Here is a 16,109-nt window from a genome sequence, read left to right as displayed (position 1 = left end):
CGACAGAGCCTCCTGCCCTGACGCCAAACTGGCCGGCATCCGTGCCGGCCACCCTGCGGGCTTTTCCTCCACCCGCCCGCCGCGCCATAGGGGACTGGAAGGTCAACAGCCAGAGCTAAAGCCGTGTACCGTTTGTCCCGGTTACTTCTCTTGACTCAGGGATCCTGCCCTTCGCACGCGCTTCTGCGCATGCGTGGGCAAGCAAAGAGAAGTGACCCGGCCTCCGGCAGCAGGGCGGAAGAACGCCACCGCCCTCAATGCTCATTGACCTGCAATTTCTGCAGCAACAAATTGAGCTTCCCCTTCATGGCATCCTCGGGCCGCGGCCCATCCACCCCATAGAACGCCGTGTAGAGCACCCCGGGCTGGGCCTCGGCAGAAACCGGCGTACCGCTTACCGTGCCGATATAGGTCATGTCGTTTTCGCTGTAAGGCACGCCGTCATCGGGATGATCGCGGTGGACGATCTTTCCCCAGGAGTGGCGGTAGCTGTCGTCCAGGTCGTCGGAGGGGGCGATGTGGCGGTTGAAGCTGATCTTCTCGGCGTTGTCGATGTTGGACTTCACCACCACGTTGGACACATCCCACACCACCTTGCCGTGGTCCTCGAAGTAGGACATGCCCAGCACCAACTGGCTGTCCTGGTCGATCTTCTGCAATTCCGGCGTATAGCCAAAGGTCAGTCGCTTGGACTGGTAGTGGAAATCGCTGCCGTAGTTGAAGCGGATGGCAATGTCGGAAAGCACGCTGGGCAGCAGATCGGTGTTGGCGAGATAGTCCTTCCACTGCGCCAGCGTGCCGCTGTAGGCGACGTACACGAAATTGGTGAGGGCCTTGAGGTCGGCCATTTCCTCATGCTCGCTCTTGGCTGGCGAGACGCGGAACATGGCCGAGTAGCCGTCGGGTACCGGCAGCAGGAAGGCGATGAGCATGGTGTTGTCGTAGGCCATCGGCCATACGCGCACCTGCCAGCGTCGCTGGTAGGCATCGGTGAACGTGTGTTCCTCGGTGGGCTTGCCCAGCGAGGTCACCTTGATCTGTTCGGAGCCGACGCGACGTTGCAGCGGCGCACCTTGAAGCAGCAGATCCATGAACAGCTTCGAATCGCCATAGAGCTGGCGCGCGCTGACATCGTCGGGTTTGCGCAGATGGAACATCAGCTGGCTGCCCACCACGGCCTTGGACACGTAGCCGTTGTGGGGCAGGGTGCCCTTGCTCTCGCTGGTGCTGGAGGTCACCCAGGTGCCACTGCTGTTGCGATGAAGCAGGGTGGGGAACGGGTTGAGGCTGGAGCTGCTATGCAGCATGCGACTGGAGCCCGTGCCCTTGGGAAACAGGGTGTCCGCGTTTTCCGCCAGCAGGTCATGCAGTTGCTGGTCGACGTTGGCGTTGTAGAGCTTCTGGAAGGTCGCGCTGAAGTCGGCAAAGCTCTTGGGCAGCGGGAACTGGGCCTTGAAGGTGCCAGCGTGCTTGTTGTCGATCACGTCCAGCTGGTAGACCGTGCGCGTGTCGGCATCGGCGAGGTTGGCCGGCGCCTTGAGCACCATGTCGATCGGCAGGGCGTAGTTGAGGTTTTCGTCAGGCGACTTCATCAGCACCACGCCGATGACCTTGCCGTCCTTGTCCAGCAACGGGCCGCCGCTGTTGCCCGGCGAGGCGGCGGCGGAGAAACGCATCCACTTCCAGCGGCCGTTCTCCTCTTCGGGTGTTTGCGAGGTGTACAGGCCATCGCGGATCACGATGCCGGTGCCTAGCGCATTGCCCACGGCGTAGACCACGTCGTTCATGGTGGGCTGGGTGTCCACCTCCAGCGGGGCGACCTTGGGCGGGTCCTTCAGGGTGAACTCCACGAAATCCTGCTGCAGCGAGAAGCGCGTGATCTTGTCAATGGCGTAGACATGGCCGGCGGCATCGCGCACGGCGGGCTCGCCCATCAGGCTGTCGATGCCGATCGACAGCACGTGACCGGCGGTGACATAGCGGTTGTCGCCGAGCGCGAAGGCGGTGCCGACGGAGTAGTACTTGTCATTGCGTATCTGGAACGGCAGCTGGTCCAGCGGCAGCGGCTTCTCGTAGCTGAGCGGATCGTTCACCGGCTTGGGAATCACCACCTCGAACGTGGCCGCCTGCACCTTGGGCAGCACCGCGGGATCGAGCGTGGCGGCGTGCAGCGCCGGGGCAATGGTAAGAACCATCCACGCCAGCCAGGTAATGGCGCGTCGACGCGCCGGAGGTGTCGAAAACTGCTCTTGCCGATCGCGTGCTGCCCACTGATCCATGTCGTGCCTCTGTCGGATATGCCGGGCGTCCAGGTGACGCCCCTCCCACGAGCGTGCGCCCGTTCCCGGCCGGAGTGTAGCGAAGGTTTCGTGTCCGGAAATATGGGTGGAGCGCGCACTGTGCAGTGGCTCTAAGCTACGGGCTGCCATCATGGATCCGCGCATGCCCAGCCCCATTGCCGCCAGTACCCTGCAACTGCCGCCCGGCCCATGGGCCTCGGTGCTCGATGGGCTGTGCGCGCAGTTTCCGCAGATCGACCGCGCACGCTGGCTGGACCGGTTCGCACGCGGCCGGGTACAGGACGAGGCCGGCCAGCCGCTGGCGGTGGATGCGCCCTATCGGGTAGGCCTGTGCGTGCGTTATTTCCGCGAGGTGGTCGACGAGGCGCCCATCCCGTTCCGTGAGACGCTGCTGCATGTCGACCATCACCTGGTTGTCGTCGACAAGCCGCACTTTCTTCCGGTGACGCCGGCGGGTGGTTTCGTGCAGGAGACGGTGCTGGCGCGGCTGGTTCGTACGCTGGACAACCCCGAACTGGTGCCGTTGCATCGCATCGATCGCCATACGGCGGGACTGGTGCTGTTTTCCGCCAATCCGGCCAGCCGGTCCGCCTACCAGGCGCTGTTTCGCGAGCGCTTGATCGACAAGACCTACCAGGCCTGGGGCTTGGCGTTGCCGGCGCTGGACGTCCCGCATGTCCGGCGCTCGCGCATCGTCGCCGGCGAGCCGTTTTTCCGGATGCAGGAAGTGGCTGGGCCGGCCAACAGTGAAACGCATATCGACGTGCTGGAGCGGGCAGGGAAGTACTGGCGCTATGTGCTGCGCCCGGTCACCGGTCGCAAGCACCAGCTGCGCGTGCATATGGCGGGGCTGGGCGCGCCGATCCTGCACGACCCGTTTTACCCGGCGCTGGCCGAGCAGGCGGCCGATGATCATGCGCATCCCTTGCAGTTGCTGGCGCAGGCGCTGAGCTTCATCGATCCGCTCAGCGGCAAGATGCGTCATTTCCGCAGCGAGCGCGAACTGCTGGCGCCGGATTGAAGGCGTTTTCCGCGAGATGGCGGGTAAAATGCGCCTTTCCCTGATGAAACGGATGCCCTGGCGTGATGGCTGCCGTGTTACCCGCCGCTGCTTCCGACGCAGCGCTGGAGGCTCTCTTCGTACCTTTCGACACGGGCCAGCTGAGTCTGCCTGCGGATGGGCGCGCATTGTTCCTGCGCGCGCGCGATGGGTTTCGCCTGCGCGAAATGGCGCGGCCTGGCTGGGTTTGCCAGCAAAGCTTCAAGCCTTTCGCCAATGCGCTTGAACGCAGCGGGCTGCGGCTTGCACCGTTGAGTGCGGAGGATCGTTATCCGCTGGTATTGGTGCTGCCGCCGCGTCAGCGTGACGAGGCGCGTGCGCTGTTCGCGCAGGCGGTAAAGCGTGCCATGCCGGGTGGCGTGGTACTGGCGGCCCTGCCCAATGCAGAGGGCGCCAAGTCCGGCGAAGCGGATCTGGCGCGCGTGGCAGGATCACTGCGTCAGCTGTCCAAGCACAAATGCCGGGTGTTCTGGACCCAGCCATTGGGGGATGGCGTGGATCTCGCCCTGCTCGACGAATGGCTGGCGCTCGATGCGCCACGGCGCAATGTGGCCGGTTACATGAGTCGGCCGGGCCTGTTTGCGTGGGATCGCATCGACACGGCGTCGGCCCTGCTGGCCGGGCAACTGCCGAGCGACCTCACCGGACGCGTGGCCGATCTTGGGGCGGGCTATGGCTATCTTTCTTCGCAGCTGCTGGCGCGCTGTGCCGGTGTCACCGCGGTCGATCTTTACGAAGCCGAGGCCCGCGCGCTGGAGCCTGCGCGCATGAACCTGGAACAGGCCCAGCGCGACTGCGGCAGGCCGGTGGCGTTTTCGCTGCACTGGCACGATGTCACGCAGGGCCTGCCGCAACGGTATGACGCCATCATCAGCAATCCGCCCTTCCACCAGGGGCGCGCCGACCTGCCCGAACTGGGGCGCGCCTTTATCGATAGCGCCGCCGATGCGTTGCTTCCGCATGGGCGCTTCTGGCTGGTGGCCAATCGCCATCTGCCTTATGAGGCCACGCTGGCCGCACGATTCAACGAGGTACGCAACGTGGTCATGCAGGATGGTTTCAAGGTGATCGAAGCAGGTGGAGTGCGCGCATGAAGCTGGTCAAGCTGATCGCCAACCTCGGCTACGGCAGCCGCAAGGACGTGACGATGATGTTCCGCGAAGGCCGCATCACCGACCCGGATGGGGAGGTGCTCTACGCCGACGACAAGGTGCCGCACGAGCACATCCGCATCGATGACGAGCCGCTCGATCCGCCGGCCGGATTGGCGTTGATGATGAACAAGCCCTTGGGTGCCACCTGCTCGCGCAAGGACCAGGGGCGCGTGGTGTATGACCTGTTGCCGCCGCGCTATCGCCTGCGCGATCCGGCGCTTTCCACCGTAGGCCGGCTCGATCGCGATACCTCGGGGCTGCTGCTGTTTACCGATGACGGCGCGCTGTTGCACCGGATCATTTCCCCGCGTGCGCAGGTGGCCAAGGTGTACGAAGCCACGCTCGCGCAGGATCTGCGCGGCGACGAAGGCGAGCTGTTCGCCAGCGGCACGATGATGCTCGAAGCGGAGAAGGAGCCGCTGGAACCCGCCGCATTGGAGGTGCTGGGACCGCGCCAGGCCCGCTTGACCCTGACCGAAGGACGCTACCACCAGGTGCGCCGCATGTTCGCCGCAGTGGGCAACCACGTGGAGACACTCACGCGCATTTCGGTCGGCGGCCTGGTGCTGGGAGATCTTGCGCCCGGCCAGTGGCGTGCCTTGCAAGCGGAGGAGGTGGCGCAGATCTTCGCCGGTCCTGCGCCGCGTTGAGGCGCAGGAGGTTGCGTGGGACTCAGCCGAACGGGTGTTCGCGGCGACGCGCGAGTTCATCCTCCCGTCGCGAATGCGCGCCGGGTTGCCAAGTCACCAGCTGGAAACCGCTGTGATCGGCGTGGTTGTCGGGAGCGTCCTGCGTATCCCGTGGGGTGAGCATCCCTGCTACCAGCTGCATTCCGCGCTCAATGGCGGAACGGGCAAGAAGCATGTGCATGTAGGGTCTCCCGGCTGCCCCTGTGCAGCCGCTCGGGCGACTTTAAACAGGTTCACGGGCTATACACAAATGCCAATGGTCACTGAATTCCGGCGTAAGTTTCCGGCAAGCTGATCATCTTTTTCACAAAGCTGAACAAGGGGTTGCAGCGTCATTCATGGCGGTGCCTTGTGTCACCTTGCGTCACCACCAGATGTACCCAGCCGGCTCCGCCAGCCGTGGAGATCCCATTCGCATGCAGCAGCTACGTTTCGACAATGCTTTCGTCCGCGAACTGCCCGGCGACCCCGGGTGGGGCACCGGGCCGCGACAGGTGCTGGGCGCGCTGTATTCCCCGGTGGCGCCCACGCCGGTGGCGGCGCCGCGCGTCGTCGCATGGTCGCGCGAGATGGCGCAGACGCTGGGGCTGGATGAGGCGGACATCAGCAGCGCCGAGTTTGCCCAGGTATTCGGCGGCAACGCCCTGCTGGAGGGCATGCAGCCCTACGCGGCCAATTACGGCGGGCATCAGTTCGGCGTATGGGCGGATCAGCTCGGCGACGGCCGCGCCATTTCCCTGGGCGAGGCGATCGGTGCCGATGGCAGGCGTTGGGAGCTGCAGCTCAAGGGCGCCGGCCGCACGCCTTATTCGCGCGGCGCGGATGGACGCGCGGTGCTGCGCTCATCCATCCGTGAATTCCTGTGCAGCGAAGCGATGCACCACCTCGGCGTACCGACCACGCGGGCCTTGAGCCTGGTGGTCACCGGTGATGCCGTCGTGCGCGACATGTTCTACGACGGCCACCCGCAGGAGGAGCCCGGCGCCATCGTCTGCCGGGTGGCGCCGTCGTTCATCCGCTTCGGCAATTTCGAATTGCCGGCGGCGCGCGGTGATCTCGCGCTGCTCAGGCAACTGGTCGATTTCACCATCGCACGGGATTTTCCGGAGCTGCAGGGCAGCGGCGAATCGCTCTACGCCGAATGGTTTGGCCAGGTCTGCGAGCGCACCGCGGTGATGGTGGCGCAGTGGATGCGCGTGGGTTTCGTGCATGGCGTGATGAACACCGACAACATGTCCATCCTTGGCCTCACCATCGACTATGGCCCTTATGGGTGGATCGACAACTTTGATCCGGAATGGACGCCCAATACCACTGACGCGGGGCGCCGACGCTATCGTTTCGGCCAGCAGCCGAACGTGGCGTGGTGGAACCTGAGCCGGCTGGCGATGGCGCTGGCGCCATTGTTCGCCGGCGTCGAGCCACTGCAGGCGGGACTCGATCGCTATGCCGCCAGGTATGCGGCCGCCGACCGGGTTTCCGTGGCGGCCAAGCTCGGCCTTGCCGAGTGCGGCGATGATGACGTGGCGCTGATGCAATCGCTGCATGCACTGCTGACCGACGCGGAAGTGGACATGACACTGTTCTTCCGCGCGCTCAGTGAGGTCGACCTGAAGCAGCCCTCGCTGCTGCCGTTCAACGCGGCGTTCTATGACGAGGCGAAGCGGGAGGCCTTCGAACCCGCCTTCCATGACTGGCTGCTGCGTTATGCCGCGCGCGTGGCCAGCGATCCGCTATCCCCGGGTCAGCGGCGTGCACGCATGCATGCCGCCAATCCGCGCTATGTGCTGCGCAACTATCTGGCACAGCAAGCCATCGATCGTGCGATGCAGGGCGATTACGCGGGTGTCCACGAACTGCTCGAGGTGATGCGCCATCCTTACGATGAGCAGCCCGGCAACGAGCGGTACGCGCAAAAGCGTCCGGACTGGGCCCGTCAGAAGGCGGGCTGTTCCATGCTTTCCTGCAGTTCGTAGATGCGGATACGCAGCATGCCTACCCGTCGTGTCGCAACCGGACGCATGGCGTTGGCCACCGTGATGGGGTTGGGCATGTTGTGGACGCTGCCCAACAGCGTGCTTGGGCTGCTGCTCGGCATAGCGGGTATGTCGCTGGGCGCCCGTCCGCACTGGCGGGCACGCGAGCGGGCGCTGGTGTTCCGGCGTTGGCCTTGGGGCAGCGGCGGCGCGCTTACGCTGGGCAACGTCATCATCTACACCGGGGACGAGCTGGCGACGCCTTGCCTCACCTATGCGCACCGCGCCGGGCTGCGCGTGGACGACGCCATCGTGCTGGCCGATCACGAGCGGGCGCACGTCTACCAGTACATGTTGCTGGGCCCGCTGTTCCTGCCGGTCTACCTGCTTTGCGGCGGGGTCAGCGTACGTAATCCCTTCGAGCGTGCGGCGGACCGTTATGCATTGAGTGGGCGCGGATGGTGGCCCTGAAGACCCAAGGGCCGGCTCCCTGTCGCCACATGGATAGGGAGCCGGCTTTCAGATAGCCGCACGTCAGCGACGGTCGCCGCCGTTGTTTTCCTGGGCGGGGCGTTGCTGCGGCGCCGGACGCGAATGGCCACCCTGGCCCGGCGGTCGCTGCCCGCCGTTTGGAGGCCGGTTGCCGCCCTGGTTGGGCGGGCGGTTGTTTCCCTGGCCGGGCGGTCGGTTGCCTGGTTGGGACGGGCGGTTGTTGCCTTGGCCTGGCGGTCGATTGCCCTGGCCAGGCGGGCGGTTGTTACCCTGGCCGGGCGGCCGGTTACCCGGTTGGGATGGCCGGTTGCCACCCTGGTTGGGCGGGCGGTGGCCCTGGTTCGGCGGCGGTCGGCTGCCGGGAGGGCGTCCCTGGCCGGGCGGTGGCCGATGGCCATTGCCCGGTGGTCGGTAACCTGGCGGGGGCGGTCGATAACCTGGCCGGTAACCCGGCGGTCGCGGCGGCGGTCGCGGCGTATAGGGGCGACCGTACCAGTAATCGCGATTGCGATAGAACGGCCGGTTTCGGTAGTAGCTGTCCCAGTACAGGCCAATGGAGAAGGCGACGATGGGAATGCCGATGCGCGCGCCATAGTCCGCCACGTACACCGGCTGGTTCTGGTAGGTGTATTGCACAAAGGTGCCGGCGACCCAACCCCGCATGCCCAGGGTGATCACGTCGCACCAGGCCCAGCCTTGCGTACAGCCCTGGATGGCCACGCTGGTGCCGGCCGGCAGCTGCGCAATGGGCGGGTAGCCCACGTCCGGTCCGGCGTACAGGTCGACGTAGGACGTCACGACACCGTTCAGGCCCTGGGCGAAGGTGGGCAACGCCACGCCTAGCGCAAGCAGGACAGACCCCAAGAATCGCTTCATCGATACATCTCCTGCAGATGTGCCTGATCAGACTGCGCCCAGTGCTAAGGCATCGTCAACGGCTCGCGCAGGTGGAATGTGCGAATGGCATTCGTTCCGTAGCCAGGGCCGGCATTACGCATTGGCGAGCAGGTGACGGTAGGCGCCGCGCACCAGTTCGTGGAAATGGTGTACGGCGTTCTTGCGCCGCGGCCAATGTCAGGCAATGGCCGCCAGCTGCCCCTGCACCTCGTTGATGGCGTTGCGGATGCGCTGGCTGAAGATCGAATCCTCATGGTGGATCAGCACCAGCCGCTCGGTGGCGCGCGTCATCGCCACATACAGCAGGCGCGCTTCTTCGACTTCGTCCTTGCCCGGCTTGGGCAGCGAGCCGAGGCCGGGAATGATCACCAGCGGAAATTCCAGGCCCTTGCTGGAGTGCATGGTGACCAGCTTCACCGTGTCCTCGACCACGAACAGCGAGCTCTTGCCGTTGCCCTCGGCCAGCCGGCTGGGAATGCCGGCACGCTGCAGGGCTTCGTGCAGTTTTTCGCCCTCCCAGCCATTGCGGAAGATCACCGCCATGTCGGACAGGCGCCGGCCGCTGGCCTGCTCGTCGCGCAGGCGCTGCATGATCGCCGGCAACTGGTCCTCCATGCGTTCCACGCGGATCAACTCGGGCAGGGCGCCGCGCCGGCCCGCGCTTTCGGGCGCGATCAGCGGCACGCCATCGTCCTCCTCGCTGCGTTCGCGCAGCAGCTCGTTGGCGAAGCCGCGCGCCACGGAGAGGATCTCCAGCGTGTTGCGATAGTTGAGCTTGAGGATGGTGGTGCGGCCCTGCGCCTGCACGCCCAGGCTTTTCCAGCTTAGCTTCTTGCGGTTGGCCTGGCCGTAGATGTTCTGCGCATCGTCGTACAACACCAGCAGCGAGTTGGTGTTGGGATCGATCATCTGCACGATCAGCTTGTACCAGTCCGGCTCGAAATCGTGGCCCTCGTCGATCAGCACCGCGCCGTACTGAAAACGCGGAATCTGGCCGCTGTCCACGCCGGCAATCACCGCCGGCGGCAGTTCCTTGGCGTAGTGCGGGCCATCCTCCGGCAGCGGCACGTGGTAGGCCGTGAGCATGCTGCGGCACCACTTGTGGAAGTTGTACACCTGCACCTTGTCGCTGAGGCCGCGCTCGCCCATCAGCTGGTCGAGGCGTGCCGCCAGCGTCTTGTTGTAGCAGAGCACCAGGATGGGCTTGCTCAGCGCACGCGCCAGCTGCATGGCGCGAAAGCCCAGGATCATCGTCTTGCCCGAGCCGGCCACGCCGTGAATGATGCGGTGCTCGTCACCCAGCGAGCGCGCCAGCGATTCCTGCTGCGCATCCATCACCTTGATCAGGTCGGGAATCTCCACCTTGGTCGCGTTGCCGCGCTCGCCTGCCGCGAACAGGCCGAACTGCCCCTCGCCGGGTTCCACGCGAATCTCCGGGAACAGGTGCCAGCGCACGCGATCGATCTGCGGCAGCGTCAGCGCGGTGGGAAACACCTGCGGGAACATCGCCCACAGCCGTTCCTGCAGTGCTTCCGGCTCCACCGATTCGTACATCTCGTCCTGGCAGATCACCAGGTGAGCGGGTATCACCGCATCGAGCTGGCCCGCCTCGAACTGCTTGCGGCTGATATTGGCCAGCACCACGCCATAGGCCCAGGGCATCAGCAGCTTGCCCTCGTAGCGATGGCCGGGCGGATAGCGCAGCGCCGGATCGCGCTGCAGCTCCTTGTAGATTTCACTGGCGCAGTCGCGCGCCTGCATCAGGGGGTTGTGCTCCTTCACGCTGCTGCTGCCGGTGAGCAGGGTGAACAGGGTGCGGTCGGCCTGCTGGATGGTGCCGGGCTTCCAGTCCTTCACTTCCAGCACCAGCAGGCCACGGCGCGGGTGGAACACGATGAAATCGGGGCGGCGCTGTTTCGGGCCGATCGGCACGTCGTACCACAGCAGGTAGTCGTCCTCGAGCTTCTGTTCGAGCCGCTCGGACAGGCGCTTCTCGCCCCCGGTCATGCGCGACAGGCAGCTGTTTCTGGATGGAATAAGCGTCGCCAACCTGGCCCCCTGATGTTCCGATCCGGCGACGTTAGCCGATCGGCGTGGGGTGTCAATCTGGCCATGCCAGGAGTAAAGGGCCGGCAGCCATCCACCGCCGGCCTTTTGCAGGAGCGCACCCTGTGCGCGACCGCACTAACCCCAGTCCTGCAACAACTCCGGAGCCACGCCCACTCGTGCGCAGGCGCGGCTCGCAATGCCGTCGTGCAACGCCAGCCGGAACACCGGGGCCACCGACCACAGTGCGCGAGCCGCCAGCCGCGCCTGCGCCCGCTGCAACGGCGAGCGGCCCAGCAGCGTTTCGGCCCAGGGCGGCAGCAACGCGGCGCCCGCCTGCAGGAACACATCGCGCGACAAGCCGGCCACCGGCACCGGCAGGCGCACGCGCGAGAGCACCTCGAGCACCACCCGCGAGCGTTCGCTGAACTGCAGTTCAGCGCGAACCTGCCGAAAATAGGCATTCACCTCGGCCTCCGAGGCGGGCACCTCGCGTGCGCCCAAGGCCTCGGCCACGCGCCGCACTTCATCGTAATAGCGATCCGCGGCACCGGCGGGCAGGCGGATGTGACTGTAGCGGCGATAGCCCTGCAGAAAACTATAGGCCTCGGTGACATGCACCCAGGTCAGCAGGTGTGGATCATCGGCGCTGTAGGGGCGCCCATCCCCGGTGTTGCCGCGCACCTGCGCATGGATGGTTTTCACGCGCTCGATCAGGGCCTGCGCCTGGTCGTTCGGTGCATAGGTGGTGCCGCTGACGAACGACGTCGTGCGGCGCAGGCGGCCGATCAGGTCATCGCGGAAGTTGGAGTGGTCCCATACGCCGGCGAGAGCGAGCGGGTGCAGGGTCTGCAGCATCAGCGCGGCAAGGCCGCCCGCGAGCATGCCGGGGAAGTCCGCGTGCACGCGCCAGGTGGCGCTATGGGGACCGAACAGGCCGGGATCACCTGCCGGGTGGTCGTAATCCACATGGCCACCACCGCCGCGTGGAAAGGCGCTCAGCACCCAGCGGCGAATGGGTTCGCGGGCAGGCAGGACAAGCAGGTTCCAGGGAGAAGGCATGCGGCCAAGTGTATCGCTTGGTTTCAAATGCATCCTTTGCATGGTCAAAAAAGCTGTGTTATCTCTACACGCCATGACCACTCTCGCCACCCGCCAGTATTTTTGGTTTTACGGCTATCCGATGCCGCTGGCGGAGGGTTGGTCGCGATTGTCGTAACGGCAAGACACCATTCCCAAACAGGCCGCCAGCCACCACTGGCGGCCTTTTTCATGGCCTCCAGTGAAGCCCCATCACCCGGAGTCCCCATGCACCAGCCCACCGACGACCTGCGCATTCGCGCCCTCACCCGACTCAGCACGCCCGCCGAAGTCATGCGCGACTGCATGCCCTCGGGCCACGCCGCCAACACCGTGGCGGCCTCGCGCCTGGCGCTGCATCGCATCCTCAGCGGTGCAGACGATCGCCTCGCGGTGGTGATCGGCCCTTGCTCGATCCATGATGCGGCAGCGGCGCTCGAATATGCGCGGCGACTCTCCGCGCAGCGCAAGCGCCACGCGGCGGAACTGGAGATCGTGATGCGGGTGTACTTCGAGAAGCCGCGCACCACCGTGGGCTGGAAAGGGCTGATCAACGATCCGGACCTGGACGGCAGCTTCCACATCGACAAGGGCTTGCGCACCGCACGCGGCCTGCTGCGTGACATCAACGACCTGGGCGTGCCGGCGGGATGCGAGTTCCTGGATATGATCACCCCGCAGTACATCGCCGACCTGGTGGCCTGGGGCGCGATCGGCGCGCGCACTACGGAAAGCCAGGTGCATCGCGAGCTGGCGTCGGGGCTGTCGTGTCCGGTGGGTTTCAAGAACGGCACCGATGGCAATGTGAAGATCGCCGTCGACGCCGTGCAGGCGGCATCGCAACCACATCATTTCATGGCCGTAACCAAGGACGGCCAGACGGCCATCGCCGCGACCACGGGCAATGAGGATTGCCATGTGATCCTGCGTGGCGGCAAGGCGCCCAACTACGACGCGGCCAGCGTGGATGCGGCCTGCGCAGCCATCACCGCTGCGGGCCTCGATGGACGGGTGATGATCGACGCCAGTCACGCCAATAGCGGCAAGCAGCCGGAAAACCAACCGCGGGTACTGGACGATATTGCCGGCCAGCTTGCCGCAGGCGAGCAGCGTATCGTTGGCGTCATGGTGGAAAGCCACCTTTGCGGCGGTCGACAGGATCTGCTGCCGGGCCAGCCTCTGCGCTATGGGCAGAGCATCACCGATGGCTGCATCGACTGGGACACCTCGGTCGACGTGCTCGATCGCCTCGCTGAGGCCGTGCGTGAGCGCCGTGTTGCGGGTCGCGGGTCGCGCGTGGTGGCAGGGGGTTGAATCGCTGCTGCAGGCTTCACTGCCTGCTTGGCGCCGGGCAGGCTGCTGGCCTTACCAGAGGCTACAAAGCCGCGCTCACGGAAATTCGCCGGAGTCTGCACAAGTCGCCATGCATGAAATGCGAAAGCCGGGCCGCGTCGCCTTCACGTGGGGTTCGCCGCGGAGTGTTCTACTCTTGCGCCGCCCGCTCTCCTGCCGGAGTGCTTCATGTCTGCCGAGATCAGTCACAACCCCACGACGCACCGCTTCGAAGTCAAGGTCGATGGCGTGCCCTGTGTGCTCGATTACACGCTCGCCGATGGTGTCATGACGATCACCCACACCATCGTGCCATCGGCCGTCGGTGGGCGTGGCATCGCTGCCAACCTGGTGCGCACGGCGCTGGACAAGGCGCGTGCCGAGCACTGGAAGGTCGACCCGGCCTGTTCGTACTCCGAGATCTGGATGACGCGCCATCCCGAGTACGCGGACCTGCACGTCTAGGCGTGCCCACTACCGATTAAGATGCGCCATGCCCGATGTCGGGTCTTGGGAGGGTTCGCCTTGATCGTGAAGATGTGTTGTTCGCCTGCCGCCAAGGCGCGTGCATGAGTGGCCCGGCCGGAAAGTCCGCGCAGCAATCCGCCAAGGGCCGGCGCGGCGGCTTGCTGCGCAGCCTGCGAACCAGGCCGCGCCTGGTGGTGGCCGCGCTGATTTTTGTCGCTGTCGGGCTGGGGTTGTGGCATGGGCTGCACCTGAAGCCGGCCACCGCGCTGCTGCTCGGCTTCGACCTGGCCGCGCTGATCTATCTCCTGGCGCTGGCATTCCTGTTCAATCGGACCAACACGCCGGCACTGATGCGCAGCGAGGCACGCAAGCAGGACACCGGTCGCTGGGGCGTGCTGTGGAGCAGCCTGGGCTTGACCGGCGTGGTGTCGTTGGCGCTGACCACCGAGATGGGGGCGGCGCGCGGCGGTGGTGCACAGGCGCTGATCATCGCGGCGGCCAGCATCGTGCTGTCATGGCTGTTCATGAACACCATGTTCGCCATGCATTACGCGCACGGCTATTACGGCGATTTCGGCAAGCAGCACGAAGGCCTGCAGTTTCCCGACACGCCCCAGCCGGACTATTGGGATTTCGCCTATTTCGCCATCGTGATCGGCATGACCTTCCAGGTTTCCGACGTGCAAATCACCAGTCGCTACCTGCGCCGCGTGGCGTTGCTGCACAGTGTGATCGCGTTCTTCTTCAACGTGTTCATCATCGCGATCAGCGTGAATATCGCGGCCGGGCTGGCAGGCTGAGCATGCCTCCCCGGTGAACAGGGGGAGGGCATCGAGCGTCACTCAATCCCGGAAATTGTCGAACTGCAGCGGCAGCTCCACGTCGGCCTTGCGCAGCACGGCCATGGCCAGTTGCAGGTCGTCGCGCTTCTTGCCGGTGACGCGCAGCTTGTCGCCATTGATCTGCGCCTCGACCTTGAGCTTGGCTTCCTTCAGCGCGGCAACCAGTTTCTTGGCCACCGGCTGTTCGATGCCCTGCTTGACGGTGATCTTCTGGCGCGCGCCGCCCAGGTTGGTTTCCGGGTCGGACACGTCCAGGGCGCGGATGTCGATCTTCCGCGAGGTGAGCCGGCCACGCAGGATGTCCAGCATCTGCTGCAGCTGGAATTCGCTGGGGGCGCTCTGGGTGATCTCGAACTTGTCCAGTTCGAACTTCGCGTCCGAGCCCTTGAAGTCGAAGCGGCTGGTCAGCTCGCGATTGGCCTGGTCCACGGCATTGGTCAGCTCGTGCTTGTCGACTTCGGAAATCACGTCAAAAGAGGGCATGGTGGCGGTCCGGTACGGAGTGAAGAAGTGGAGTTTAAGCCAAGCGGCGCCGGCTGGCGGATAATGCGCGGCTTGTGCGTAAGGAAAACAACATGATGGCGGTGCGCGCGTGAAAGTGGATGTACTCATCATCGGTGCCGGCGCGGCTGGGCTGATGTGCGCCATCGCGGCGGGACAGCGCGGGCGCAGCGTGCTGGTGGTCGATCATGCCAACAAGGTGGGCAAGAAGATCCTGATGTCCGGCGGCGGCCGCTGCAATTTCACCAATCTCGGGGTCACGCCGGCGAACTATCTCTCGGCCAACCCGCATTTCGCCAAGTCGGCGCTGGCCCGTTATACGCCGTCCGATTTCATCGCGCTGGTGGAAAAGCACCGTATCGCCTACCACGAGAAAGAGCTTGGCCAGCTGTTCTGCGATGAATCTTCCAAACTGATCGTGCGCATGCTGCTGGACGAATGCAGCCAGGCTGGCGTGCGTATCGAGACCAGTTGCGGCGTCCAGCGCGTGCGTCATACCGGCGAGGGTTTCAGTGTATTCACCGCACGCGGCGAAGTGCATGCGCAGTCGTTGGTGGTGGCCAGCGGTGGGCTATCGATTCCCAGCATGGGCGCCACCGGTTTTGGCTACGAGCTTGCGCGGCAGTTCGGCCACGCCGTATTGCCCACGCGAGCCGGGCTGGTGCCGCTGACCCTGAGCGGCAAGCACCAGGAGCACTATCAGGATCTCGCCGGCGTGGCGCTGCCGGCGGTCGAGGCGCGGGTGGGCAAGCGCGGTTTTCGCGCGGGCATGCTGTTTACCCATCGCGGCATCAGCGGGCCATCGATCCTGCAGATATCGTCGTACTGGCAGCCGGGCGATGACCTGCGCATCGACCTGTTGCCCGACATGGATGCCGCCGCGTGGCTCACCACCCAGCGCGCCGCGCGGCCGGCAGCCGAGCTGAAGAGCGTGCTGGCCGATGCGCTGCCCAAGCGGCTGGCGCAACGGTTGTGCGAGCTATGGTTCGAAAGCCGCCCCATGCGGCAGTACCGCGAGGCCGAGCTGGCGAATATCGGCGCGCAGTTGCACGACTGGCCGATCGTGGCGAGCGGTACGGAAGGCTATCGCACGGCCGAGGTCACGCTCGGCGGAATCGATACCGACGGCCTTTCCTCATCCACCCTGCAGTCGAAGCGGGTGCCGGGCCTGTTCTTTATCGGCGAAGTGGTCGATGTCACCGGCTGGCTGGGCGGCTACAACTTCCAGTGGGCCTGGGCGTCGGGGCAGGCGGCGGGCGAAGTGGCCTGAAG

15 protein-coding genes are annotated in these 16,109 nt (G+C 65.4%); 9 read left to right on the top strand and 6 right to left on the bottom strand.

Going from position 1 to position 16,109, the window contains the following annotated elements; genetic code table 11:
- Positions 1-254: 254 nt before the first annotated feature.
- Positions 255-2,279 carry a serine protease gene (locus MJ606_RS10775; RefSeq protein WP_243049511.1) on the bottom strand — a complete coding sequence of 675 codons (2,025 nt, stop codon included), beginning with the start codon at positions 2,277-2,279 and terminating at the stop codon, positions 255-257.
- 163 nt (positions 2,280-2,442) lie between these two features.
- Here MJ606_RS10775 and MJ606_RS10770 point away from each other — a divergent pair, with 163 nt between their 5' ends.
- The 3 genes from MJ606_RS10770 to MJ606_RS10760 all read left to right on the top strand — a co-directional run bounded on the left by MJ606_RS10770 (position 2,443) and on the right by MJ606_RS10760 (position 5,164).
- Positions 2,443-3,321, top strand: a complete 879-nt coding sequence (locus MJ606_RS10770; protein WP_243049510.1) for a pseudouridine synthase — start codon at positions 2,443-2,445, stop codon at positions 3,319-3,321.
- Between the two features lie 65 nt (positions 3,322-3,386).
- Positions 3,387-4,454 carry a methyltransferase gene (locus MJ606_RS10765; protein WP_243049509.1) on the top strand — a complete coding sequence of 356 codons (1,068 nt, stop codon included), beginning with the start codon at positions 3,387-3,389 and terminating at the stop codon, positions 4,452-4,454.
- Positions 4,451-5,164 (top strand): 16S rRNA pseudouridine(516) synthase, encoded by a 714-nt coding sequence (locus MJ606_RS10760; RefSeq protein ID WP_243049508.1) that lies wholly within the window; start codon positions 4,451-4,453, stop codon positions 5,162-5,164. The genes MJ606_RS10765 and MJ606_RS10760 overlap by 4 nt, the downstream gene beginning before the upstream one ends.
- Before the next feature lie 22 nt (positions 5,165-5,186).
- Here MJ606_RS10760 and MJ606_RS10755 read toward each other — a convergent pair whose 3' ends face one another.
- Positions 5,187-5,384: a hypothetical protein gene (locus tag MJ606_RS10755; protein ID WP_243049507.1), complete on the bottom strand. Its 198-nt coding sequence runs from the start codon at positions 5,382-5,384 to the stop codon at positions 5,187-5,189.
- A gap of 235 nt (positions 5,385-5,619) precedes the next feature.
- On the opposite strand from MJ606_RS10755, the gene MJ606_RS10750 reads away from it, so the two are divergent.
- Complete coding sequence (locus MJ606_RS10750) at positions 5,620-7,179, top strand: YdiU family protein (protein ID WP_243049506.1); 1,560 nt, start codon at positions 5,620-5,622, stop codon at positions 7,177-7,179.
- A 15-nt stretch (positions 7,180-7,194) separates the two neighbouring features.
- Complete coding sequence (locus tag MJ606_RS10745; protein ID WP_243049505.1) at positions 7,195-7,650, top strand: hypothetical protein; 456 nt, start codon at positions 7,195-7,197, stop codon at positions 7,648-7,650.
- Positions 7,651-7,713: 63 nt separating this feature from the next.
- Here MJ606_RS10745 and MJ606_RS10740 read toward each other — a convergent pair whose 3' ends face one another.
- The 3 genes from MJ606_RS10740 to MJ606_RS10730 form a co-directional block, all read right to left on the bottom strand.
- A complete protein-coding gene (locus MJ606_RS10740; RefSeq protein WP_243049504.1) occupies positions 7,714-8,547 on the bottom strand; it encodes an SH3 domain-containing protein in 834 nt (277 codons plus the stop codon).
- A 198-nt stretch (positions 8,548-8,745) separates the two neighbouring features.
- Positions 8,746-10,575 carry a 3'-5' exonuclease gene (locus tag MJ606_RS10735; protein ID WP_243049503.1) on the bottom strand — a complete coding sequence of 610 codons (1,830 nt, stop codon included), beginning with the start codon at positions 10,573-10,575 and terminating at the stop codon, positions 8,746-8,748.
- Between the two features lie 177 nt (positions 10,576-10,752).
- Positions 10,753-11,676 (bottom strand): oxygenase MpaB family protein, encoded by a 924-nt coding sequence (locus tag MJ606_RS10730; RefSeq protein ID WP_243049502.1) that lies wholly within the window; start codon positions 11,674-11,676, stop codon positions 10,753-10,755.
- 246 nt (positions 11,677-11,922) lie between these two features.
- Here MJ606_RS10730 and MJ606_RS10725 point away from each other — a divergent pair, with 246 nt between their 5' ends.
- The 3 genes from MJ606_RS10725 to MJ606_RS10715 all read left to right on the top strand — a co-directional run bounded on the left by MJ606_RS10725 (position 11,923) and on the right by MJ606_RS10715 (position 14,294).
- Positions 11,923-13,008 (top strand): 3-deoxy-7-phosphoheptulonate synthase, encoded by a 1,086-nt coding sequence (locus MJ606_RS10725; protein ID WP_243049501.1) that lies wholly within the window; start codon positions 11,923-11,925, stop codon positions 13,006-13,008.
- Positions 13,009-13,215: 207 nt separating this feature from the next.
- Positions 13,216-13,491 carry a GNAT family N-acetyltransferase gene (locus MJ606_RS10720; RefSeq protein ID WP_243049500.1) on the top strand — a complete coding sequence of 92 codons (276 nt, stop codon included), beginning with the start codon at positions 13,216-13,218 and terminating at the stop codon, positions 13,489-13,491.
- A 104-nt stretch (positions 13,492-13,595) separates the two neighbouring features.
- Entirely contained in the window at positions 13,596-14,294 is a 699-nt protein-coding gene (locus MJ606_RS10715) for a DUF1345 domain-containing protein (RefSeq protein ID WP_243049499.1), read from the top strand.
- Positions 14,295-14,336: 42 nt separating this feature from the next.
- Here MJ606_RS10715 and MJ606_RS10710 read toward each other — a convergent pair whose 3' ends face one another.
- Positions 14,337-14,819 (bottom strand): YajQ family cyclic di-GMP-binding protein, encoded by a 483-nt coding sequence (locus MJ606_RS10710; RefSeq protein WP_243049498.1) that lies wholly within the window; start codon positions 14,817-14,819, stop codon positions 14,337-14,339.
- Positions 14,820-14,928: 109 nt separating this feature from the next.
- Here MJ606_RS10710 and MJ606_RS10705 point away from each other — a divergent pair, with 109 nt between their 5' ends.
- Positions 14,929-16,107, top strand: a complete 1,179-nt coding sequence (locus MJ606_RS10705; RefSeq protein ID WP_243049497.1) for an NAD(P)/FAD-dependent oxidoreductase — start codon at positions 14,929-14,931, stop codon at positions 16,105-16,107.
- Positions 16,108-16,109: the final 2 nt, after the last annotated feature.

Source organism: Dyella sp. RRB7, from assembly GCF_022761115.1.
Taxonomy (GTDB): Bacteria; Pseudomonadota; Gammaproteobacteria; order Xanthomonadales; family Rhodanobacteraceae; genus Dyella.
This window is presented reverse-complemented; position numbering and strand designations above follow the sequence as displayed.